The organism is Flavobacterium sp. P3_A6 (assembly GCF_056403035.1).
Genome location: NZ_JBFUGG010000017.1, coordinates 1 through 22,464, shown reverse-complemented (window position 1 = coordinate 22,464; position 22,464 = coordinate 1). Strand labels below are relative to the sequence as shown.

Genomic DNA, 22,464 nt, shown 5'->3' with positions numbered 1-22,464 from the left:
TAATTCTATCTGTTTGGCATTAGTTATGGATTGTCATAAAATGTAATATGAATTACAAATTGGTATAAACTTTTAATTTCTCTTTGTTGATTCTCTAATTATTACCTCAGTATTTAAATATGTGACCTCTTTGATGTTATCTTTTTTTGGTGATAGTAGGTGATTTAATATTTTTTCTGCAGAAATCTGTCCCATTTTAAATGCAGGGTGTGATATTGTGGACAGACCAGGATCAATAATTGATGAAATAGGATCATCATTGAATCCTATTATTGCCAATTCTTCCGGTATTTTGACGCCTCTTTTTTTTGCACATTGAATTGCGCTTATTGCGGTAATGTCAACTGAAGAAAAAATCCCATCAGGCGGATTTTTCATGTCTAGTAATTTATTGGTTGCCTTAATTCCTTCGGCAAATACTAGCTGTTCTAATTTAATTATTAAGTCTTCATCAATAGGAAGATTGTGGGCTCTTAAGGCATCCAGATATCCTCTTTTTCTTTCGCTAAACAGTGTGCCAAATTCCATACCGGCATAAAAATGTGCAATGCGTTTGCAGCCTTGATCAATGAGGTGCTTTGTGGCTTTGTATCCTGCTGCGTAATTATCTATTATAACTCTGTAAGTATCTATATCGTTTGGCACCCTGTCTACAAAAACCAACGGAATTTTAGCATCTATAAACGGCATAAAATGTGAAGTATCTCTTGTTTCCATTCCTAATGAACAAATTATACCGCTAATTCTGCTGGCATAAAGAGCTTGAGTCATATTGATTTCTTCTTGATATGAATCTCCCGATTGTGTAATGAGAATGGTATATCCTGATTTTTTGGCAGTTGTTTCGATTCCGCTAATTAAGGAAGATAGAAATGGCTGGTCAATTGTAGGCACTAGTACCCCTATAGTTTGGGTTTTGTTACTGCGCAATCCAGCTGCAAGGCTATTTGGGCGATATCCTAATTCTGCACAAGCCTCTTTAACCTTCTTAATTGTTTTTGCACTAATAGTATGATGGTCCTTTAATGCCCTGGAAATTGTAGAAGTTGCAAGGTTTAATTTTTTGGCTATGTCATAAATCGTAATATCTTTATTTTCTTCCATTTGGTATCCGTTTATTACAAATATACTTTTTTTGTATATCCAATTTAACAAAAAATCTATTGGTATTACATTTAAATGGATTATTTTTTTGTTTTAGTAATATTTCAATTTGTATTTAATTTTTTTATATGTTTGCAAAAACAATCGGTTGCGTGTTTTTGATTTTTACTTTTTGGAATCATCGGATTCTATTTTAAGTGAATATTTTTTTAATCAAAATATTAGCTACAGGTTAATGAAAGATTTTAAGATTATAAAAACTTGAAGATTTCTTGGTTTATAAAAATTATATAATATTTAAATTATGAATAAAAAAATTGACAATTTAGCCTCAGACAACATAAGAGCTCTGGCTATATCCATGGTAGAAAAAGCAAATTCAGGGCATCCGGGAGGTGCTATGGGAGGCGCTGATTTTATGCATATTTTATACACTGAATACTTAGATTTTGACCCATCCCAGATGGATTGGCCTTTCAGAGACCGTTTCTTTATGGATGCGGGACACTTATCGGCTTTGATGTATGCGCAATACTATTTATTAGGAAACTATAAAAAAGAAGACGTACAGCAGTTTAGGCAATGGGGATCTGTAACGCCTGGACATCCTGAAGTTGATGTTTTGCGAGGAATCGAAAACACCTCGGGACCACTGGGGCAAGGACATGCCATGGGAGTTGGCGCTGCCATCGCWGCCAAATTTCTTGACGCCAGATTCAAAGGGCTTTTTGACCATAAAATATACGGTTTTATCACCGATGGAGGGGTTCAGGAAGAGATTTCGCAGGGAGCCGGAAGAATCGCAGGGCATTTGGGACTGAACAACTTTATTATGTTTTATGATTCGAATGATGTGCAGCTTTCTTCTATGACCGACGAAGTGACTTCAGAAGATACAGCCATGAAATACCGAGCTTGGGGATGGAACGTAATCACTATTGACGGCCATGACCATTCGGAAATCCGTAAAGCATTGGATACAGCCAACCAGGAAACCGAAAGACCAACCTTGATCATTGGAAAAACGATTATGGGCAAAGGTTGCGTTACCGCCGACGGTTCCATGTACGAAGGCGAATGCGAACTGCACGGAAAACCTATTGGCGACACCAAAGCCGATTACATCAAAACATTGCTGAACCTCAAAGCCAATCCAGAAGATCCTTTTGCAATTTTTGAAGAAGTAGCTGCACATTATTCTGATATTTTATCCAAAAAAACAGAAAAAGCTTCTGTAAAAAAACAGCAGATTACCAAATGGGAAAACGAAAACCCGGCATTGGCACAAAAAATGGAACTGTTTTTATCGGGCAAATTACCGGAACTGGATTTAAGCAAAGTGGCACAAAAACCAAATGCTGCGACTAGAGACGCTTCGTCTGCAGTGCTGGCTTATCTGGCGGAAAACGTAGAAAACATCATTGTTTCTTCGGCAGATTTATCCAACAGCGACAAAACCGACGGCTTCCTGAAAAAATCATCGGTATTGCAAAAAAACAATTTCAACGGAGCCTTTTTGCAGGCAGGAGTTGCCGAATTGACGATGACTTCCATCGCAAACGGAATTGCTTTGCATGGCGGTGTAGTTCCTGTAGTGGCAACTTTCTTTGTATTCTCGGATTATATGAAACCGGCCATCCGATTGGCCGCTATTCAGGAGCTTCCTGTAAAATATGTCCTGACGCACGACTCKTTCCGAGTGGGAGAAGACGGACCAACGCACCAGCCGATCGAACAGGAAGCGCAGATGCGTTTGCTGGAAAAGGTAAAAAACCATTCGGGACACCAAAGTTTATTGGCACTGCGCCCTGCCGATGCCATTGAAACTTCCGTGGCTTGGGATATGGCTTTGAAAAACACCAAAACGCCAACGGCTTTAATTCTTTCCAGACAAGGCATAAAAGATATTCCGGCGGCTAAAACTTCAAGATACGATGAAGCAACGGGAGTTGCAAAAGGCGGTTATTTGGTAAAAGAAACTGAAAATCCGGACATCACTTTAATCGCAAACGGATCGGAAGTTTCGACACTAATCGATGCAGCAGTGATCTTGGAAAAGGAACACAATCTAAAAATAAACATCGCTTCCATTATTTCTGAAGGCTTGTTCAAATCACAATCCAAATCATACCAAGAAAGCATTATACCAAAGGAAAAACTAGTTTTCGGACTCACCGCAGGTCTTCCTGTAAACCTTGAAGGACTCATTGGCGACAGCGGAAAAGTAGTAGGACTGGACCATTTTGGCTATTCGGCTCCAGCGGGCGTTTTGGACGAAAAATTTGGATTTACCAGCCAAAGCGTTTGCGCAGAAATAGTAAAGTATATTGAGGAGAGTGCTCAGATATTGAGCAATTAAGACTTTAAGATACTAAGATTTGAAACTTTTAGTTGGTTAATATTATAAGGAACAGTAGTTTGTTTATAAAAAATAATTGTTATAAAAATGGGTAGGAGTGATCTATGATTGTTAGGTTTTATAGGCATTTAGAAGTTATTTATAACAATTGAATAAGGGGAGCTAAATTTGGCTCCTTTTTTTTGTTTTTTATTTTGATAGAAGTTAATAGATAACGTATTTAATATGAAATTAAAATTAGATTAAGCTTAAGGATTTAATTAGAAATTTAATATAAATAGGATATTATTTTTTGTAAAACATTTCTTATTCAAACAATCGATTGTTTTGTTTTTTGCTGTTTTTATATCGAATTAATATGTTTTATTCTATTCTGTTTATTAGATGATTAGTATTATTTTATATTTATTGTTTTGATCTAAATGGTGATTTATCATCAAATTTTTATGTGATAGCTATTTTAAATTTATGATTTATTTAATTTTATAATAAATTTTATGAAGATACAATTTTAATATTATGTTATTTTTTTTAAATTCATAAAAAAAATATACACAACCGATTGTGTATTTAACTTTTATTTATATATTTGTGCTAATCACACTTATCCAAAGAATGTGATTAAAATTAAAACCCTAACTAATTTTAATTAATTCAATTTTTATGACTAACTATTTTGTTACAAGCAAATCAAAGCATTTTAAATGTTTTGGTTTTTTGATTTTAATGTTTGTTCTTTCGCTCAGTGCGGGTGCGCAAACGGCAGTTACAGGAATAATATCAGACAAGAATGGTCCTGTTCCTGGAGCGAATGTAAACTTGAAAGGATCAAGCAGCGGAACCAGCTCTGATTTTGACGGTAAATATTCGATTAAAGATGTTCCTTCAAATGGAGTACTTGTTTTTAGTTTTTTAGGATACAAAAGCAAAGAAATAACAGTAAGCGGACGTAATACTATAAATGTGACTCTCGAAGAAGAATCCAATACTTTGAAAGAAATTGTAGTAATTGGATATGGTGCTGTTCGTAAGGAAGCTGTTACGGGATCTGTAGCTACAATTGGTGGTAAAGAATTGGGTGAATTTGCATCTGGAAATGTAACTCAAGCGCTACAAGCAAGACTGCCAGGTGTTGAATTAACTCAAACCTCTACCAAACCAGGTGCTTCCATGCAAATTCGTATTCGTGGCACCAGATCGCTTACGGCAAGTAATGATCCTTTGATTGTACTTGATGGAGTTCCTTTTGCAGGATCCATAGGAGATATTAATCCTGTTGACATAAAATCCCTTGACATTTTGAAGGATGCTTCTGCCACTGCAATTTATGGATCTCGCGGTGCTAATGGAGTTGTGTTGATTACAACGAATAAAGGACGTAAAGGTCAAAAGGCTAAATTTACTTATAATGGATTTGGTGGGGTAAAAAATGTTTTTGGAGAATATCCAATGATGAACGGTAATCAGTTTGCGGCACTCCGTGATGTTACTAAGTTATATTCAGATGGTAGAGATGAGGTAAGAGGCACTAACACTGATTGGCAAGGGTTATTGTATGATTCAGGGCAAATAATAAGTCATGATGTTAGTGTTTCAGGAGGAAGTGAAGGCGGTTCTTATACAGGAGGACTTGGATATTATAAAGAAGAATCTGTTTTGCCTGGCCAGTCTTATGAACGTTTTAGTCTTAGAGCATCACTAGATCAAGAAATTGGGACTGCATTTCGCATAGGATTTACTACTAATAATAACTATGCAATTACGAATGGTGATAATATAGGGCCTGGAGCCGCTTTAGGTATGTCGCCTTTGGTTAATCCGTATGATGCTAATGGCAATTTGAAAAGAACTGTGAATATGGGATTAATAGATGATAAATGGGTTTATACGAGAGAATCTATTAATGCTTTAGGTGATAAATATATTAATCTAAACAGAGCATTTAGTTCTTATAACAATGTTTTTGCAGAGCTAAAAATTCCAGGTATAGATGGGTTGAAATACAGATTGAATTCTGGATTAAATTTCCGCGCAACTAACAATGGATATTATGAAGGGCAAGGTGTTTTTGATGTAAATGCGGCGACTTTATCTAATGCTTCAATTAGTAACTTTATGTCAACGCAATGGCTGCTTGAGAATTTAATTACTTATGATAAGACTTTTGCTGAAAAGCATACGATTAATTTTGTTGGATTATATTCTAATGAAAGCTATACAGGTAATAATTCGAGAATAGCAAGAAATGGAATTACTTCTGATGCATTTCAATTTTATAATATGGGACAAAGTGAGGAACCGATCACTATAACACCATCTGAGCAGGATTATACAAAATGGGGATTACGTTCTTATATGGCGAGATTAATGTACTCTTATGATAATCGCTATTTTATTTCAGGCACAATACGTTCTGACGGTTCTTCTAGATTAGCTGAAGGAGAAAAATGGGTTACTTATCCAGCCGTTTCCGCAGGATGGACTATTTCTAATGAATCTTTCATGAAGAATATTAATTGGATTAATTCTTTGAAACTGCGTGCAGGTTATGGTGAAACTTCTAATCAATCGGTTGATCCGTATGCTACATTAGGAACTTTAAGCACAAGACCTTATAATTTTGGAACTACAAATTCTACAGGAGTTTATGTTACTGAATTACCTAACCCGGCTTTAGGTTGGGAATATTCTAAGACTATGAATTATGGTTTAGATTTTGGATTTTTTAACAGCCGCTTGACAGGTACTGTTGAATATTATAATACACAAACGGAAAATTTATTACAAAGAGTGCAGTTGCCAACAACATCAGGTGTTAGCGGTTATACAGCAAATGTTGGTGCAACAGAAAATAAAGGATATGAAGTTTCATTAAACGGAGTGATATTGGATAATCCTAATGGTCTGACCTGGACAGTTGGTTTCAACTTGTATGCCAATCAAAATCAAATTACTTCTCTTGCTTCTGGAAAGGATAGAGATGAAGGTAATTTATGGTTTGTAGGTCATAATATAGCTTCTATTTATGATTATGAAAAAATTGGTCTTTGGCAAGAGGGAGATGCTTTTATGAGCAGCTATGAAGCAGGGCCAACGGGTGTTAATCAAGCAGGAACTGTTGTAGGATCTATAAAAGTAAAATATACAGGAGAATATAATGCTGACGGATCTCCTAAACGCAGAATTGATGCAACTGATAGACAAATCCTTGATACCGATCCTGACTTTCAAGGAGGTTTCAATACTAATTTAACTTATAAAGGTTTTGATTTTAATGCCGTTGGAGCATTTAAAAGCGGTGGAATTTTAGTAAGTACACTTTATGGAAGTGCCAGTTATTTGAATTTGCTTAATGGGCGAAGCAGTAATGTTGACGTAGATTATTGGACACCAACGAATACTGGTGCAGATTTCCCTAATCCAAATGGTGTTAGAAGTGGTGATAATCCAAAATATATGTCAACTATGGGGTATTTTGATGGTTCTTATTTGAAAATCAGATCAATAACTCTTGGTTATACCGTTCAGCAGGATTTCATGAAAAAAGTAGGTATTGATAAATTGAGAGTATATGCTTCCGTTCAGAATCCATTTGTTTTCTTTTCTCCTTATCATGATATGTCTGGTATGGATCCAGAAACAAATTCTTTGGGTGATCAAAATCAAGCCGTAAATTCTTATCCTAGCAGAATTTTAGTTATTGGTACTAATACGCCATCAACTCGTAACTTCCTAATGGGGCTTAACTTAACATTTTAATAAATAGAATAAATATGAAACGATATATATTTAAAAATATAATTATAGGATCCGTAGCTTTGTTTAGCTTGGCAGGTTGTTCTGACCTATTAGAAGAGAAACCGCATGATTTTTATGAGCCTGGCTACTTTAAAACGGAGCAAGGTGTAATTCAAGGGCTAACATCTCATTATGCTCATTTACGCTGGCTGTATGGGAATGCTTATTTTTATAATTCATTAGAAACCGGTACAGATGAGATTACCTATGCGCAAAGTGCTGATGGTAACTTTAAAGACCATGATTTATCAGGTGTTGGAACAATTACTCCAAGTTCCAGCCGTTCAGATGTATTGTGGAATAATTCATTTTCCGACATTAATACCGCCAATGGAATTATTGAAAATGCTGCAGCAGTTGGAGTTGCTCCTAGTCTTGTTGCTGAATCTAAATTTTTCAGAGGATTTGATTATTTCTTATTGGTGCAGACTTTTGGAGGAGTGCCTCTAGATTTAGGAGCTGGTGAGCTAAAATTTAACAGCAAACCTTCAAGGTTTTCAGTACGTAACAGTGTACCGCAAGTTTACACTAAAGGGATTTTTCCTGATTTAAAAGCGGCTGTTGCTGAGTTGCCAGATGCATCTAGATTGACTGGTACTGCAACTAAAACATTGGCTCGTTTATATTTAGCAAAAGCTTATTTGACATATGCTTGGTGGTTACAAAACCCAAATAGTATTCCAACCTATCCAGATACCCCAAGAATTGATCCAGACGGGCATAATGCACAATGGTATTTTCAAGAAGCATATAATGTTGCGTTAGAAGGGATTAATAATGCTGGAACAAATTTTGCTTTGCAGGCAAGTTTCTATGATGTTAATTTAGGTTCTAACGACCGTAATAAAGAAATGCTGCTTTATGCTGATCATACTGAAGCTAATGAGTATTATAATGGATCTAGCCTTACATATGCTAATGGTGGCGGTGCAGATAATTTTGCAGGATGGATGGCAACTTGGAATTATACAGCCATCAAAAGTAAAAATGCAGCTGGCGGTTTAGTTTCTCCTGTTCAGCGTGAAGCGGCTCAAGCCCTTGGACGCCCTTGGACTCGTATGGCACCTCCTATTGATGTTTTTACAAACACATTTGCTGATAAAACAAATGATTCACGTTATGATGGTACTTTTACAACTGTATATCGTGGGAACTGGAATTTAAAAGGAACTGGGTTAACAGATGTAACGACATTGTATAATGCAAATTCATTGCCTATAAGCCCAAAAGATGCTGTACTGTCGTTCTTAGGTGATGAACCGGCTACTCCTATAGTATATCCTTCTGGAGGAGGAGACAGTGGTATTGGTGCTGGAGTTTTACCAGGAAGAGCTGATTATGTAGTCTCTCCAAGTGGATTTAGCAGAATTGTGTATCCTGGATTCTGGAAATTAGGTCCATACCGCACAGATAATGCTGGTACTTTAGGGCAGCCTAATGCTGCGAGTACAAGACCATTTCCAATTGCTAAATTCTCGGAACTTTATTTTGTAGCTGCTGAAGCTGCTGTAAAAGGAGCAACCGGATCTATGACAGCTAGAAACCTAATAAATGTTATCCGTGCACGTGCAGGTAAATGGCGTTGGGATAATAATGGTAATGTAGCAAAAGTTGCAGATAATAGTGCGGTACTTACTGCAGCGACTCCATCTATTATTGATATTAATTATATTTTAGCAGAGCGTTCACGTGAATATTTTGGTGAAGGATACCGCTGGTATGATTTAGTACGTACTCAAAAATGGAATGAGTTAGCAGGAACCTATAGAATCTGCGGAGCTAGTTATGGTAATCATACTCCTGCAACAGTAACAAGAACTATCCAGCCATTTCATTATCTAAGACCAATTCCTACTGGACAGATTGACGGAATGGAAATGACAGCTGCTGAAAAATTAGCTTATCAGAACCCTGGATACTAAATTTTTATGAACAAGTTTAGATTTGAAATTTTGGATTATTAACATTGAAGTGTAGTTTTTACAGGATACCTTCATCTGTTGGTTTTTAAATTTGTTTAGTTAGAAGCCGAGGGTTAATTCACTCGGCTTTTTAATTTGATTATTAAAAATGAGGTTTAACAGCAGTATGTTTTGTAAATGAATGATTAGCAAAACAGACTAAAAGAATAATAAGATTGTATCTTTAATTCAGTAAATTTTAAAAAAATATAAATAAAGGTTTCTGAGCTTTTTAGAAGAAGCCTTTTTTTAAATAAGTTGCCCATAAGGTTTTTTTACTTTTTTTTAAAAGTGTAATATAAACACTTAAGGTTTTGTTTATTTGTATTATCAAATCCTTAGAGAAGAGGATAAATGCAGCTTATGAAAAAAAATATTCAACATTGTATTGTTTTTTGTGTTCCATTATTTGCTTAATATCCAAATGATTTAAAAATTTGGTATCATACACCATTTGGAAAGGTTTGGAAAAATGCATTGCCTATCGGGAATGGTTTTCAGGCTGCAATGGTATATGGGAATGTTGAGAAAGAAATTCTTCAATTAAATGAAGGTACTGTTTGGAGTGGGAGTCCTAATAGAAATGATAATCCCAGTGCAAAAAGTGCTTTGAATGAAATTAGGAAACTTCTTTTTCAAGGCGAATAAAAAACGCAGAAAAATTAATGAGATGCTTTATATAAATGAGCTTACATGGACAGAACAGAGTATATCTGTTAAATAGTTATTTTTTAACAAAAGAGACAATGATCAGAGAAAACAAAATTTGAAAAGATGAGAAATTTTTTAAAACCGTTATTTTTAAGCCTAATGCTGGTGGCTTCTGCAGCTGCACAAAACAGTAAAGCAAAAAATCCAGTGATTTATGCAGATGTGCCTGATTTATCTATTATTAGAGTTGGTGGTATATACTATATGAGCAGCACTACTATGCATATGAATCCTGGGGTGCCCATTATGAAATCCAGCGATTTAGTCAATTGGAAACTCATTAATTATGCTTATGAAACACTGGAGGATAATGATGATAAACTAAATTTAGATAATGGAAAAAATGATTATGGAAGAGGTTCATGGGCCAGCAGCCTGCGCTATCATAATGGTACATACTATGTCAGTACTTTTTCCGGGACAACAGGCAAAACATATATTTTTTCTACAAAAAATTTAGAAAAAGGGCCTTGGAAAAAAAATGTTTTAAACGCTTCTTACCATGATCATTCGATTTTTTTTGATGATGACGGCAAAGTATATATGGTTTGGGGAGCGGGAAAAATTGAGATTATAGAACTGAATGATGACCTTACGGCAGTTAAGGAAGAAACTAAAAAAGTTTTAATTGAAAATGCAAGCTCTCCTGCAGGTAGCAATATTATGCTGAACTCTGAAGGTTCTCAGCTTTTTAAGGTAAAAGGAAAATATTATTTATTTAATATTTGCTGGCCAAAAGGTGGAATGCGTACTGTAGTTATACACAGAGCAGATAACATTTCAGGACCTTGGGAAGGAAAAGTCGGTTTACAGGATTTAGGTGTTGCACAAGGCGGACTTATTGATACTCCTGACGGAAAATGGTTTTCCTATCTATTTAGAGATGCAGGAGGCGTAGGGCGTATTCCTTATCTGGTGCCTGTAAAATGGGAAGATGGCTGGCCAATATTGGGCGAAAATGGCAAAGTTCCAGAAAATCTTGATTTGCCGGCTAGTAAAGGTCTTATTCCTGGTATTGTTAATTCGGATGACTTTACCCGCAAAAGCGGAGAAAAAGAATTGCCATTGGTGTGGCAATGGAATCACAATCCGAATAACGCACTTTGGTCTGTGACAGAAAGAAAAGGATATTTAAGATTAAAAACAGGCAGAATAGACAGTAGTTTTCTTCAGGCTAAAAATACATTAACACAAAGGACTTTTGGACCAGAAAGTTCGAGCGAAACATTAGTAGAAGTTTCTAATATGAAGGAAGGCGATTTTGCAGGGCTTTCGTTACTGCAAAAAGATTTTGGGTTGGTTGCTGTAAAAGCTGAAAATGGTTCTAAAAAAATCGTAATGATTGATGCCTCTAAAGAAATCGAAAGTGTTTCTCTAAATCAGGATAAAGTGTATTTCAAAACCGAATGTAATTTTAAAGACAAAGCAGATATTGGAAGGTTTTTCTACAGTTTGGATGGAAAAAAATGGATTAGTATCGGAAATGCTATAAAACTGCCATACACAATTCCTCATTTTATGGGATACCGATTTGGTTTGTTTAATTATGCAACTAAAAATACTGGCGGTTTTGTGGATTTTGATTATTTCCATATTGATGACAAAATTTCAAAAACGAATTAGTTTACTGCTTCATTTTACTGCAAAAACTTTAATTATTAAATTCAATTCTAATATAAAATCATGAAAATTAAATACCTGTTTTTTATAAGTTTATTTTCAGTATTTAGCATAAATGCGCAACAATATCCTTTTCAGAATCCTTCTCTCAGCTCAGCAGAGCGGGCAGCGGATTTAATTTCGAGATTATCTCTTGAAGAAAAAGCAGCATTAATGTGCGATCAGTCAGATGCTGTACCAAGACTCGGAATTAAAAAATTTAATTGGTGGAGCGAAGCATTGCATGGCTATGCGAATAACGATAATGTAACTGTTTTTCCAGAACCTATTGGTATGGCAGCTTCATTTGACGATCAGTTTGTGTATCGTGTATTTGATGCAGTATCAGATGAAGCCAGAGCAAAATATAACCAGTGGATTCAAAACGGAAATGAAAATAAACGCTTTTTGAGTCTTTCGGTTTGGACTCCTAACGTAAATATTTTTAGAGATCCCCGCTGGGGCCGAGGTCAGGAAACCTATGGCGAGGATCCTTATCTTACTTCTCGAATGGGGATTTCTGTTGTGAAAGGATTGCAAGGTCCTGCTGATGCTAAATACCGTAAGCTTTTAGCTTGTGCAAAGCATTTTGCTGTTCATTCAGGACCAGAATGGAGCAGACATGAATTAAATCTTAATAATGTAGATCCGAGAGAGTTGTACGAAACATACCTGCCGGCATTTAAAGCGTTAGTGCAGGATGCCGATGTTAGAGAGGTGATGTGTGCCTATCAGCGTCTGGACGATGAGCCTTGCTGCAGTAATACCCGTCTTTTGCAGCGTATTCTTCGCGATGAGTGGGGATATAAATACATGGTAGTTTCAGATTGCGGAGCAGTAACTGATTTTTATACTTCCCATAAAGTTTCATCAGATGCGGTTCATGCAGCTTCGAAAGCTGTACTTGCAGGAACCGATGTAGAATGCGTTTGGGAGAAGTATCCTTTTAAAAATTTGCCCGAAGCTGTGGCAAAAGATTTAATTAAAGAAGCCGATATTAATAAAAGTCTGCTTCGTGTTTTAATAGGCCGTTTTGATTTAGGTGAAATGGATGATGATGCCATTGTGCCCTGGACAAAAATTCCTGCATCTGTTCTTAATAATAAAGAACATCAACAGTTGGCACTTGAAATGGCGCAAAAAACAATGACGCTTCTGCAAAATAAAAACAATGTTCTTCCTTTAAATAAAACTGCAGGCAAAATTGCAATTATTGGTCCAAACGCTGCTAATGAGCCGATGTTATGGGGGAATTATAATGGTACACCCGTTAGAACGATTACGATAAAAGACGGAATCGAATCCAAAACGGGTGCAAATAAAATCTTTTACGATAAAGCCTGTGATTTAGTAGAAGATAAAGTAACTCAGACTTATTTTGACCAAATTTCATTTGAAGGAAAAAAAGGAATGAAAGCTACTTATTGGAATAATCCAAATAGAGAGGGTGCTAGTGTAATATCTCAGCAAATTGTTAATCCTATAAAAATGACCACTGCAGGTCAGCATGAGTTTGCATCAGGAGTTAAGCTGGAAGGATTTTCAGCTAAATATGAGACGGAATATTTATCGAAGCAAAACGATACTCTTGTTTTTAAAACTGGTATTACGGGTGTTTTTGAATTATTAGTGAACGGAAAATCAATTTCAAAAAGTAACAATTGGCGTACTGTTCCTGCTAATATTCCATTTGTCGTTGAAGCTGGAAAAAAATATAAAATTGAAATTCTTTACGCTCAATCAAACAATTGGCAAGCCAATCTTGAGTTCGATTTTGGAAAAGGATTTGACATAGATTTTAGCAAATTGATTCAAAAATTAAAAGGTATCGATACTGTAGTTTTTGTAGGAGGGCTTTCTACTTTGCTTGAAGGTGAAGAAATGCCTGTTTCTTACCCTGGTTTTAAAGACGGTGATCGTACAAATATCGAGCTTCCGCCTGTTCAGAGAAAATGTTTGAAAGAGCTGAAAGAGGCTGGCAAAAAAGTAATTTTTGTAAACTGTTCTGGTTCTGCCATTGCTTTAACGCCTGAAACCTCGAGCTGTGATGCTATTTTACAGGCATGGTATCCAGGGGAATCTGGAGGTCAGGCTGTCGCTGATGTGCTTTTTGGTGATTATAATCCTGCTGGAAAACTGCCGGTTTCATTTTATAAAAACTCAGAGGTATTACGTGATTTTGAAGATTATTCAATGAAAGGACGTACGTATAGATACACTACGGATGTTTTATTTCCTTTTGGTTTTGGCTTAAGCTACTCCAAGTTTATTATTGGATCAGGTGAATTAAGCAAGACAAATATAAAACCAAATGAAAATACTCAATTAAATTTTACCGTAGATAATGTTAGTAAACGTGATGGAACAGAGATTGTTCAGGTTTATGTTAGAAAATTAAATGATTCCGATGGGCCTTTAAAAACATTAAAAGCTTTTAAACGAATCAATTTAAAAGCCGGAGAAAAACAAAATATAACTATTGATTTACCAGCTTCTTCATTCGAATTTTATGATTCTAATGCTAAAAGAATGAATGTAGCTTCGGGTGAATATGAGGTTTATTATGGTAACAGTTCGGATGCCAAAGATTTAAAAATGACTAAAGTTTTCATTAAATAAAACAGAGGATATAATAAAAGAAATATTAAGACTATGCTAATTAACAATCAATATATTATGAACTTTAAATATCTTTTATGCTTTTGTCTGTTCAGTTTTTTTGCTTTAAAAGCACAATCGATCGTGGAAAGTCCAGACGGAAAACTTAAAGTATCAATTTCTTTAAATAACGGGAAACCTTTTTATAGTGTTGCTTACAATGAAAAACAATTTTTAGAAAGATCTCCTCTTGGCTTAAAAACCAATGTTGGTGATTTTACTTCGGGATTAGTTTTAGAAGCTAATGTGAATCAAAATAAAATTGATGAAACTTATGAGTTATCTAATATAAAGCAAAGCGGGGTGCATTATGTGGCTAACGAGGCTGTATTTTCTTTTACCAAAGATGGAAAAAAAGCTATCGATGTAATTTTTAGGGCAAGTAATAATAATGTTGCTTTTAAGTATAAAGTTTACCCGCAAAAAGAAGCCCGTTCTTGTGTTGTACAGGAAGAAGCTTCCGGTTTTTTACTGCCGGAAGGAACGACAACATTCTTGTGCCCTCAGAGTAAATCGATGGTAGGATATGCCAGAACAATGCCAAGTTATGAAACTCCCTATACTATTGATGCTCCAATGGGGAAAAATGGTTCGGGTGACGGATATACTTTTCCCTGTCTTTTTAAAGTAAATAACAATGGGTGGGTATTAATTTCTGAAACTGGTGTTGACAGCGGTTATTGCGGCAGCAGGCTTATTGGCAATACTGATGGTTTATATACAATAGGATTCCCAATGGCAGGCGAAAATAATGGCAATGGAACAACTGCTCCAGGTATTGCATTGCCGGGAGAAACACCTTGGAGAACAATTACTGTGGGTGAAACATTGGCTCCAATTGTAGAAACAACTATTCCGTTTGATTTGGTTAAGCCAAAATACGAAGCTTCTAAAAAATACCAATATACAAAAGGAACTTGGAGCTGGATTATGAAAATGGATAACAATACGACTTTTCCAGTTCAAAAACAGTATATCGATTTTAGTAATGCCATGGGATATGAAACGATCTTAATTGATGCGCTTTGGGACACGCAAATTGGTAAAGATAAAATTGCTGAACTGGCAAAATATGGTGCTGACAAAGGAGTAGGGCTTTATTTGTGGTACAATTCTAACGGGTATTGGAATGATGCTCCTCAGGGCCCTAGAGGAATTATGGACAACACTATTATCCGCCGTAAGGAAATGGCTTGGATGAAAAGCATTGGCATTAAAGGAATCAAAGTTGATTTTTTTGGAGGAGACAAACAGGTTACAATGAAGCTGTATGAAGATATTTTAGCAGATGCAAATGATTTTGGCATCATGGTTATTTTTCATGGCTGTACACTGCCTAGGGGATGGGAGCGAATGTATCCAAATTATGCAGCAAGCGAAGCGGTTTTGGCCAGTGAAAATTTGCATTTTGGTCAGGGAAGCTGTGATAATGAAGCAATGAATGCCTCCATACATACTTTTATCCGGAATGTGGTGGGAAGCATGGATTTTGGAGGAAGTGCCTTGAATAAATTTTATAATAGTGACAATACGCTTAACAAAGGTTCAAAAAGAATGACTTCGGATGTATTTGCTCTAGCAGCAACCGTACTGTTTCAAAGCGGGGTACAGCATTTTGCTTTGGCACCAAATAATTTGACAGACGCCCCTGAATGGGCTATTAACTTTATGAAAGAAGTACCTACAACCTGGGATGAAGTCCGTTTTTTAGACGGTTATCCTGGTAAATATGTGGTGCTTGCCCGCCGAAAAGGCACAAAATGGTATGTAGCCGGTGTGAATGCTCAAAAAGAGACGCTGAAAATTAATTTAAAATTGCCAATGATTATGGCAGGAACTGAATTAAAACTGTACAGCGATGATCTGAAATTAAATGGAAAAGTGAGTACTGTAAAAATTAATAAAAACCAGTTGGCTCAATTGACAATACCTTCTAATGGAGGTGTGCTGATGGTCAATTAAGAGACGGTTTTAATTTTACTTAACTAAAATATAATGAAGAATTTAACCTGTATTTTTAAAATCGAAATAATGTTGATTTTTATAGTTAGCACGATTTCGTTTGCTCAAAATCCGCTTATCAGAGATCAGTTTACTGCCGATCCTTCTGCTAGGGTATTTGGAGAAAGAGTCTATGTTTTTCCGTCTCATGATATACTTGCAACAGAAGGAAAAGGGCGTAAAGATTGGTTTTGTATGGAAGATTATCATGTGTTTTCTACATCTAACTTAACAGATTGGACAGATCATGGAATGATAGTGCAGCAAAATAAGGTATCATGGGTTAAACCCAACAGCTATAGTATGTGGGCTCCAGATTGTATTGAAAGAAACGGTAAGTATTATTTCTATTTTCCGAGTATTCCAAAAGATACAGTTAATTATAAAAAAGGATTTACTGTGGGTGTTGCCATTGCCAGCAAACCAGAAGGCCCTTATGTGCCAGAGCCTAATCCGATAAAAGGCATCAGCGGGATTGACCCTAATGTTTTTATAGACAAAGACGGACAGGCCTATTTGTATTGGTCTGGAGGGAATATTTATGTGGCCAAATTAAAAGAAAACATGACCGAATTAGATTCTGAGGTAAAAATACTCGAGAATCTTCCTGCGAAAGGACTAAAAGAAGGCCCATATATGTTTGAGAGAAATGGGATTTATTACTTGACTTATCCTCATGTCGAAAACAAAATTGAACGTTTAGAATATGCAACTGCCGATAATCCTTTAGGACCGTTTAAGGCAGCGGGTGTCATTATGGATGAATCGCCTTCTGGCTGCTGGACAAATCATCATTCGATTATAGAATTTAAAAAACAATGGTATTTATTTTATCATCATAATGATTTATCGCCTCAGTTTGATAAAGCTAGATCAATTAGAGCAGATTATTTGTTTTTCAAACCAGACGGAAGCATTCAGAAAGTCATTCCTACATTGAGAGGAGTAGGAAATACCAAAGCGACAGATCAAATTCAAATTGACCGTTATTCTGAAATAAGTGATAAAGGGGTGTCAATTTCATTTTTGGACAGTCAAAATTCTTTTAATGGCTGGAAAACAGTTTTCAATCAATCTGGAGGCTGGATACAGTACAATAATATTGATTTTGGACAAAAAAAATTAAAATCATTGACTGTTAAAGCTTTTTCAGAAAAAGGTGGCGTTCTGCAAATAGCTCTTAAAGGAAAAAAACAAACGATTATTGCTGAGGTGATTATTCCTAAAGGCAGTAATTGGACAGAAATAAAATCGCCATTGCTGAAGATGGAATCCGGGATCCAAAATTTGGTTGTTTTATCGAAAGATGAAAATCAGATTGAGGCTGATTGGATAAAATTTGCAAAATAGTTTCAGGTTTTTAAAGAATTAAATATGAAAAAGAAATATTTTAAATGGTTATGGTTTTTAAGCCTAGTCATTTTTGTTATTGGCTGTAAATCCAATCAAATAACATCTATACAGGGAACGGAGAAAACAAATACTCAAAATTGGGTTGGTACTTGGGCTACGGCTCAGATGTTGGTAGAACCTAATAATATGCCTCCGGCTCCAGGTCTGACAGATAATACGCTTAGGCAAATTATTAGGGTTTCAATAGGTGGAAAACGGATGAGGTTACGCTTTTCGAATATATTTAGTGACCAGCCAACAGTTTTAAAATCCGTAAGTGTTGCAAATGTTGCTGAAGGAGCTGCTATTGATCAAAATACTCAAAAGACATTAAGCTTTAATGGAAATGCTGAGATAACATTGAGTCCTGAACAAGAAGTGTTTTCAGATGCTTTTGATTTTGCATTGCAGCCAGGCCAGCTTTTGGCCATTACCATTCATTATGGAACAGCTTCGCAAAAAACATCCGGACATCCAGGTTCCCGCACGACTTCTTATATTTTGGAAGGAGATAACCTTAACAACGCATCTTTTTCGGGAGCAGTAAAGACAGATCATTGGTATTCAATTATGGGAGTGGACGTGATTGCTCCTAAAAAATCTGCAAATATAGTCTGTTTAGGAAATTCTATTACTGACGGGCGCGGATCTGGCACAAATAGGCAAAACAGATGGACCGACATATTATCTGCTCGTTTATTAGCCAATAAAAAAACGGAGCATATTGGAGTTTTGAATTTAGGAATTGGAGGAAACTGTGTTGTTAGAGGAGGATTAGGGCCTACGGCATTAAATAGATTTGACAGGGATGTATTATCTCAAACAGGCACAAAATGGTTAATTCTTCTGGAAGGAGTGAATGATATTGGAGGAATTAAGCAAGCTGAAGATGCACCCGTTAGAGCTCAAGAGCTTATTGGTGCTTATAAAGTGATGATAGACAAAGCACATGCAAAGGGGATAAAAGTATATGGCTGCACTATTTTGCCGTTTGAAAAATCATTTTATGACGCACCCTACCGGCAGGAAGCGAGAGATATTGTAAATGCTTGGATTCGGAATAATAGCGGTTTCGATGCTATAATCGATTTTGATAAAGCAATGGTTTCTGAGTCTGGGTCTAAAACTATTCTATCAAGTATGCATGACGGAGATTTTTTGCATCCAAATGAATTAGGCTACCGTCGAATGGGTGAAGCCATAGATTTAGATTTGTTTAAATAGAGTAAGGATAAGTTTAAAAATAATTTATAAAATCACAAAAATGAAAAAAGAGATTAATAAATACTTTGCAGTGCTGTTATTGCTTTTAGCAGGTCAGTATTCATTTTCACAAGATGCTAATTTTCATATTTATTTGAGTTTTGGTCAATCTAATATGGAAGGAAACGCTAAAATTGAACCTCAAGATACAGTAGGTGTGGATAATCGTTTTCAGGTTTTGGAAACTGTAAACTGCCCAGAGCTTAAACGTGAAAAAGGCAAATGGTATACAGCGGTTCCGCCATTATGCCGATGTAAGACAGGTTTGACGCTAACGGATTATTTTGGAAGAGCAATGGTTGATCATCTTCCTAAAAATGTAAAAGTGGGGATTATTAATGTGGCAGTTGGAGGCTGTAAAATTGAGCTTTTTGATAAAGACAAATATGAGGCATACATGACAACTACCCCCGACTGGATGAAAGGAATGGTAAAAGAATATGATGAAAACCCTTATGGAAGGCTGGTTGAAATGGCAAAAATTGCTCAGAAAGACGGAGTGATTAAAGGAATTTTACTGCATCAGGGGGAATCAAATACAAATGATACCCTTTGGACAAAAAAGGTCAAAATTGTTTATGACAATTTGATGAAAGATCTTAATCTGAATCCTAAAAATGTTCCTTTGCTTGCTGGAGAAACTGTCAATGCAGATCAAGGCGGGATATGTGCCAGTATGAATACGATTATTGCAACTCTTCCAAAAACGGTGCCTAATTCCTATGTGGTTTCATCCAGCGGATGCACAGTTGCTAAAGATAATTTGCATTTTGATGCTGCCGGTTATAGAGAATTAGGAAAAAGATATGCGGAGAAAATGCTGTCGTTAAAGGGAAATAAAGCTTCTAAATGAGATAGATTTTTTGTCATGAGTCACAGCAACAAAGGATAAAGTTACAGCCAATCAAATATGTTTTATTAAATGAAAAATACAAATAGAAATTTTTGTGATATTTTTAAAGAAAGGCTGTTTTTAATGCTTTTTCTGCTGTTTTCTTTGTTTGTTCATGCACAGGAGATAATCACTTTATATCCGTCTGATATACCTAACTCAAGACCATCGGCGATAAAAGAGTCTGGAATAGGAATATATAAAGATGTAACTGTCCCAACTCTTGAATTTTTTAAGCCCAATGCTGAAAAAGCTTCGGGAACAGCAATAATCGTCATTCCAGGAGGCGGTTATTCAGTTGTGGTGTATGATGGGGAAGGGGTAAGTACCGCCAAAGCTTTGGCTGAAAAAGGAATTGCTGCATTTGTGCTTAAATACCGATTGCCAAATGATGCCGTTATGACGGATAAAAAAATAGGTCCATTGCAGGATGCGCAGCAGGCCATTAAATTAGTAAGAGATAATGCTGAAAAATGGGGATTGGACAAAAATAAAATTGGCATTATGGGCTTTTCTGCAGGCGGGCATTTAGCTTCAGCAGCTGCAACACATTTTGAGAAAACTTATATAGAAAATAAAGAGAATACAAGCCTGCGTCCAGATTTCCAGATTTTGGTGTACCCCGTTATCAGTATGACAAATGCTTTAACTCATGCTGGTTCTAGAGATAATTTGCTGGGAAAAAATCCAAGCAAGGAAGATGTCGATTTGTTTTCAAATGAGCTGCAGGTTGAGTCTGATACGCCCCCAGCATATTTGACACATACTGCCGATGATAAAACAGTGGACGTGGATAATAGTATTGTCTATTTTGAAAAATTGAGAAATCATAAAGTACCTGTTGAGATGCATATTTATCCAAAAGGAGATCATGGATTTATTTTTAGGCATCCGGGATGGATGGAACCATTATTTAGATGGCTGGAAAGTAATGCCTGGCTGAAAAAATAATTTATTCAGTACAATTTTTAATATCTAACCAAACTTATAAAATGAAAAACCAAAGATATTTATTCAAGAATATTCATAAAACAGGCTTGTTTATATTGACTGTTATTCTTTCTTCTAATATGATTTTTGCTCAGGGAAAAAGAAAAGCCAAAGGAGTTTTTGAAACTATAAAATACAGAAATATTTTTTTAGAAGCTGGGTACAAAAAGGAAGCTATTGACCAGAAATTAGCTAAAGCTTATTATGATGTTTTTGAAGGGCCTAATCGCGTTTATTTTACAGTTAGAGATACTATGGCCTATGTATCTGATGTAAAAAATAAAGATGCAAGAACGGAAGGGATGTCATACGGAATGATGGTCGCTGTCCAGCTGAATAAAAAAGATGTTTTTGACCGGATTTGGAGATTTTCGAAAACGTATCTGCAGCATCAAAACGGTCCTCGTGAGGGATATTTTGCATGGAGCTTTAATCCGGCTACGATGAAGCAAAACTCTCCTGGCTCTGCATCTGATGGTGAGCTGTATTATATAACCAGCCTTTTATTTGCTTCTAACAGATGGGGCAATGCTACAGGAATTAATTATTATAAAGAAGCCAGACGCATATTGGATAATATGTGGAAAAAAAACGGAACAGGCAATATTTACAATCTTATTAATACCGAACATAAGCAAATAAGTTTTGTTCCTGAGGGAAACAGTTACAATTGGACAGATCCATCGTATCATTTACCTGCTTTTTATGAAGTTTGGTCAGAATATGCAAAAGACGGCCATGAAGAATTTTATAAGGCTTGTGCAGATACTTCGAGGGTGTTTTTTCACAGAGCTGCTCATCCTGTAACAGCTCTCAATTCCGATTATACAGAATTTAGTGGAGAGCCTCATGTTACACGTTGGATGCCAGCTGGTTTTCGTTATGATTCTTGGCGGGTTCCAATGAATATTGCAATGGATTATGTATGGTTTGGTAAGGACAAAAAATGGCAGAAAGAGTATGCTGTAAAATTCCAAAAATTTCTAAGATCTAAAGGAATAGATAGTTATGATGATCAGTTTAATCTTGACGGTGCAGTGCCAGAATTTATTTTACAGGTTGGATCTGTGAAAAAACTAAGGCATTCTATTGGCTTAGTTTCCACAGCTGCAACAACAGCATTAATAAATGATGAAAAAGGAAGTTTTGATTTTGTTCATGCTATTTGGAATGCTAAGCTTGAACCTTATGAGGATGGCTATTTTGATCCTTACTATGATGGTTTGCTGTATCTTTTTAGTTTAATGCATTTAAGTGGAAATTATCAAATTATCACTCCTCAAGCTAAATAGATCTTAAGTTGTTTAGTTAGTAAAGGAGTTTTTAAATAAAAATTAATTGAGCTAATAGTGCTAATGAAATATGCTTGATTTTGTTTTTATTTCAAATTATATTATAAATAATTAGAGTTTTTTTTTGCTGGCGTTTTTTTTTTAATACTTTTACACAACCGATTGTTTTAATTAAGCGCTTAAAAGAATCGATTTTAGCATTAACCCCTCAATAAACCAATACAAATAATGAGTACCATTTCACAAAAACTGTCTGTTAAGGAAAAAATCGGATACAGTCTAGGCGACTTAGCGGCAAATTTAGTTTTTCAGACCCTGATGACGTATCTGGCCTATTTCTATACGGATATTTATGGACTGTCTCCCACGCATTCGTCTATAAAA

At 35.8% G+C, this 22,464-nt stretch carries 14 protein-coding genes; 13 read left to right on the top strand and 1 reads right to left on the bottom strand.

Annotated features, from left to right (window positions below):
- Positions 1-72: 72 nt before the first annotated feature.
- Positions 73-1,104: a LacI family DNA-binding transcriptional regulator gene (locus tag AC1DVP_RS15345; RefSeq protein ID WP_477184366.1), complete on the bottom strand. Its 1,032-nt coding sequence runs from the start codon at positions 1,102-1,104 to the stop codon at positions 73-75.
- Positions 1,105-1,408: 304 nt separating this feature from the next.
- On the opposite strand from AC1DVP_RS15345, the gene AC1DVP_RS15340 reads away from it, so the two are divergent.
- The 13 genes from AC1DVP_RS15340 to AC1DVP_RS15280 all read left to right on the top strand — a co-directional run.
- The gene (locus AC1DVP_RS15340) at positions 1,409-3,463 is read left to right on the top strand and encodes a transketolase family protein (RefSeq protein ID WP_477184365.1); all 2,055 of its coding nucleotides are present in this window, start codon (positions 1,409-1,411) and stop codon (positions 3,461-3,463) included.
- Positions 3,464-4,126: 663 nt separating this feature from the next.
- Positions 4,127-7,222: a SusC/RagA family TonB-linked outer membrane protein gene (locus AC1DVP_RS15335; RefSeq protein WP_477184364.1), complete on the top strand. Its 3,096-nt coding sequence runs from the start codon at positions 4,127-4,129 to the stop codon at positions 7,220-7,222.
- Between the two features lie 14 nt (positions 7,223-7,236).
- Positions 7,237-9,183: a RagB/SusD family nutrient uptake outer membrane protein gene (locus AC1DVP_RS15330; RefSeq protein WP_477184363.1), complete on the top strand. Its 1,947-nt coding sequence runs from the start codon at positions 7,237-7,239 to the stop codon at positions 9,181-9,183.
- Between the two features lie 474 nt (positions 9,184-9,657).
- On the top strand, positions 9,658-9,870 hold the full coding sequence (locus AC1DVP_RS15325) for a glycoside hydrolase N-terminal domain-containing protein (RefSeq protein WP_477184440.1): 213 nt from the start codon (positions 9,658-9,660) through the stop codon (positions 9,868-9,870).
- Between the two features lie 126 nt (positions 9,871-9,996).
- Complete coding sequence (locus AC1DVP_RS15320) at positions 9,997-11,556, top strand: glycoside hydrolase family 43 protein (RefSeq protein ID WP_477184362.1); 1,560 nt, start codon at positions 9,997-9,999, stop codon at positions 11,554-11,556.
- Positions 11,557-11,616: 60 nt separating this feature from the next.
- Positions 11,617-14,211: a xylan 1,4-beta-xylosidase gene (gene xyl3A / locus AC1DVP_RS15315; protein ID WP_477184361.1), complete on the top strand. Its 2,595-nt coding sequence runs from the start codon at positions 11,617-11,619 to the stop codon at positions 14,209-14,211.
- A 123-nt stretch (positions 14,212-14,334) separates the two neighbouring features.
- Positions 14,335-16,212, top strand: coding sequence for a glycoside hydrolase family 97 protein (locus tag AC1DVP_RS15310; protein WP_477184360.1), 1,878 nt, complete (start codon positions 14,335-14,337; stop codon positions 16,210-16,212).
- 33 nt (positions 16,213-16,245) lie between these two features.
- A complete protein-coding gene (locus tag AC1DVP_RS15305; RefSeq protein ID WP_477184359.1) occupies positions 16,246-17,601 on the top strand; it encodes a family 43 glycosylhydrolase in 1,356 nt (451 codons plus the stop codon).
- Between the two features lie 24 nt (positions 17,602-17,625).
- On the top strand, positions 17,626-18,867 hold the full coding sequence (locus AC1DVP_RS15300; RefSeq protein ID WP_477184358.1) for an SGNH/GDSL hydrolase family protein: 1,242 nt from the start codon (positions 17,626-17,628) through the stop codon (positions 18,865-18,867).
- A 40-nt stretch (positions 18,868-18,907) separates the two neighbouring features.
- Positions 18,908-19,759 carry a sialate O-acetylesterase gene (locus AC1DVP_RS15295; RefSeq protein WP_477184357.1) on the top strand — a complete coding sequence of 284 codons (852 nt, stop codon included), beginning with the start codon at positions 18,908-18,910 and terminating at the stop codon, positions 19,757-19,759.
- A 69-nt stretch (positions 19,760-19,828) separates the two neighbouring features.
- The gene (locus tag AC1DVP_RS15290; RefSeq protein WP_477184356.1) at positions 19,829-20,749 is read left to right on the top strand and encodes an alpha/beta hydrolase; all 921 of its coding nucleotides are present in this window, start codon (positions 19,829-19,831) and stop codon (positions 20,747-20,749) included.
- A gap of 41 nt (positions 20,750-20,790) precedes the next feature.
- Entirely contained in the window at positions 20,791-22,080 is a 1,290-nt protein-coding gene (locus AC1DVP_RS15285; RefSeq protein ID WP_477184355.1) for a family 8 glycosyl hydrolase, read from the top strand.
- Between the two features lie 228 nt (positions 22,081-22,308).
- On the top strand, positions 22,309-22,464 hold a 156-nt coding region (locus AC1DVP_RS15280; protein ID WP_477184439.1), incomplete at its 3' end, for an MFS transporter.

Coding starts and splice junctions, on each gene's coding strand:
- AC1DVP_RS15330 (WP_477184363.1), top strand. CDS start 7,237: ATGAAACGATATATATTTAAAAATATAATTATAGGATCCGTAGCTTTG.
- AC1DVP_RS15335 (WP_477184364.1), top strand. CDS start 4,127: ATGACTAACTATTTTGTTACAAGCAAATCAAAGCATTTTAAATGTTTT.
- AC1DVP_RS15320 (WP_477184362.1), top strand. CDS start 9,997: ATGAGAAATTTTTTAAAACCGTTATTTTTAAGCCTAATGCTGGTGGCT.
- AC1DVP_RS15345 (WP_477184366.1), bottom strand. CDS start 1,104: ATGGAAGAAAATAAAGATATTACGATTTATGACATAGCCAAAAAATTA.
- AC1DVP_RS15285 (WP_477184355.1), top strand. CDS start 20,791: ATGAAAAACCAAAGATATTTATTCAAGAATATTCATAAAACAGGCTTG.
- AC1DVP_RS15300 (WP_477184358.1), top strand. CDS start 17,626: ATGAAAAAGAAATATTTTAAATGGTTATGGTTTTTAAGCCTAGTCATT.
- AC1DVP_RS15305 (WP_477184359.1), top strand. CDS start 16,246: ATGAAGAATTTAACCTGTATTTTTAAAATCGAAATAATGTTGATTTTT.
- xyl3A (WP_477184361.1), top strand. CDS start 11,617: ATGAAAATTAAATACCTGTTTTTTATAAGTTTATTTTCAGTATTTAGC.
- AC1DVP_RS15290 (WP_477184356.1), top strand. CDS start 19,829: ATGAAAAATACAAATAGAAATTTTTGTGATATTTTTAAAGAAAGGCTG.
- AC1DVP_RS15295 (WP_477184357.1), top strand. CDS start 18,908: ATGAAAAAAGAGATTAATAAATACTTTGCAGTGCTGTTATTGCTTTTA.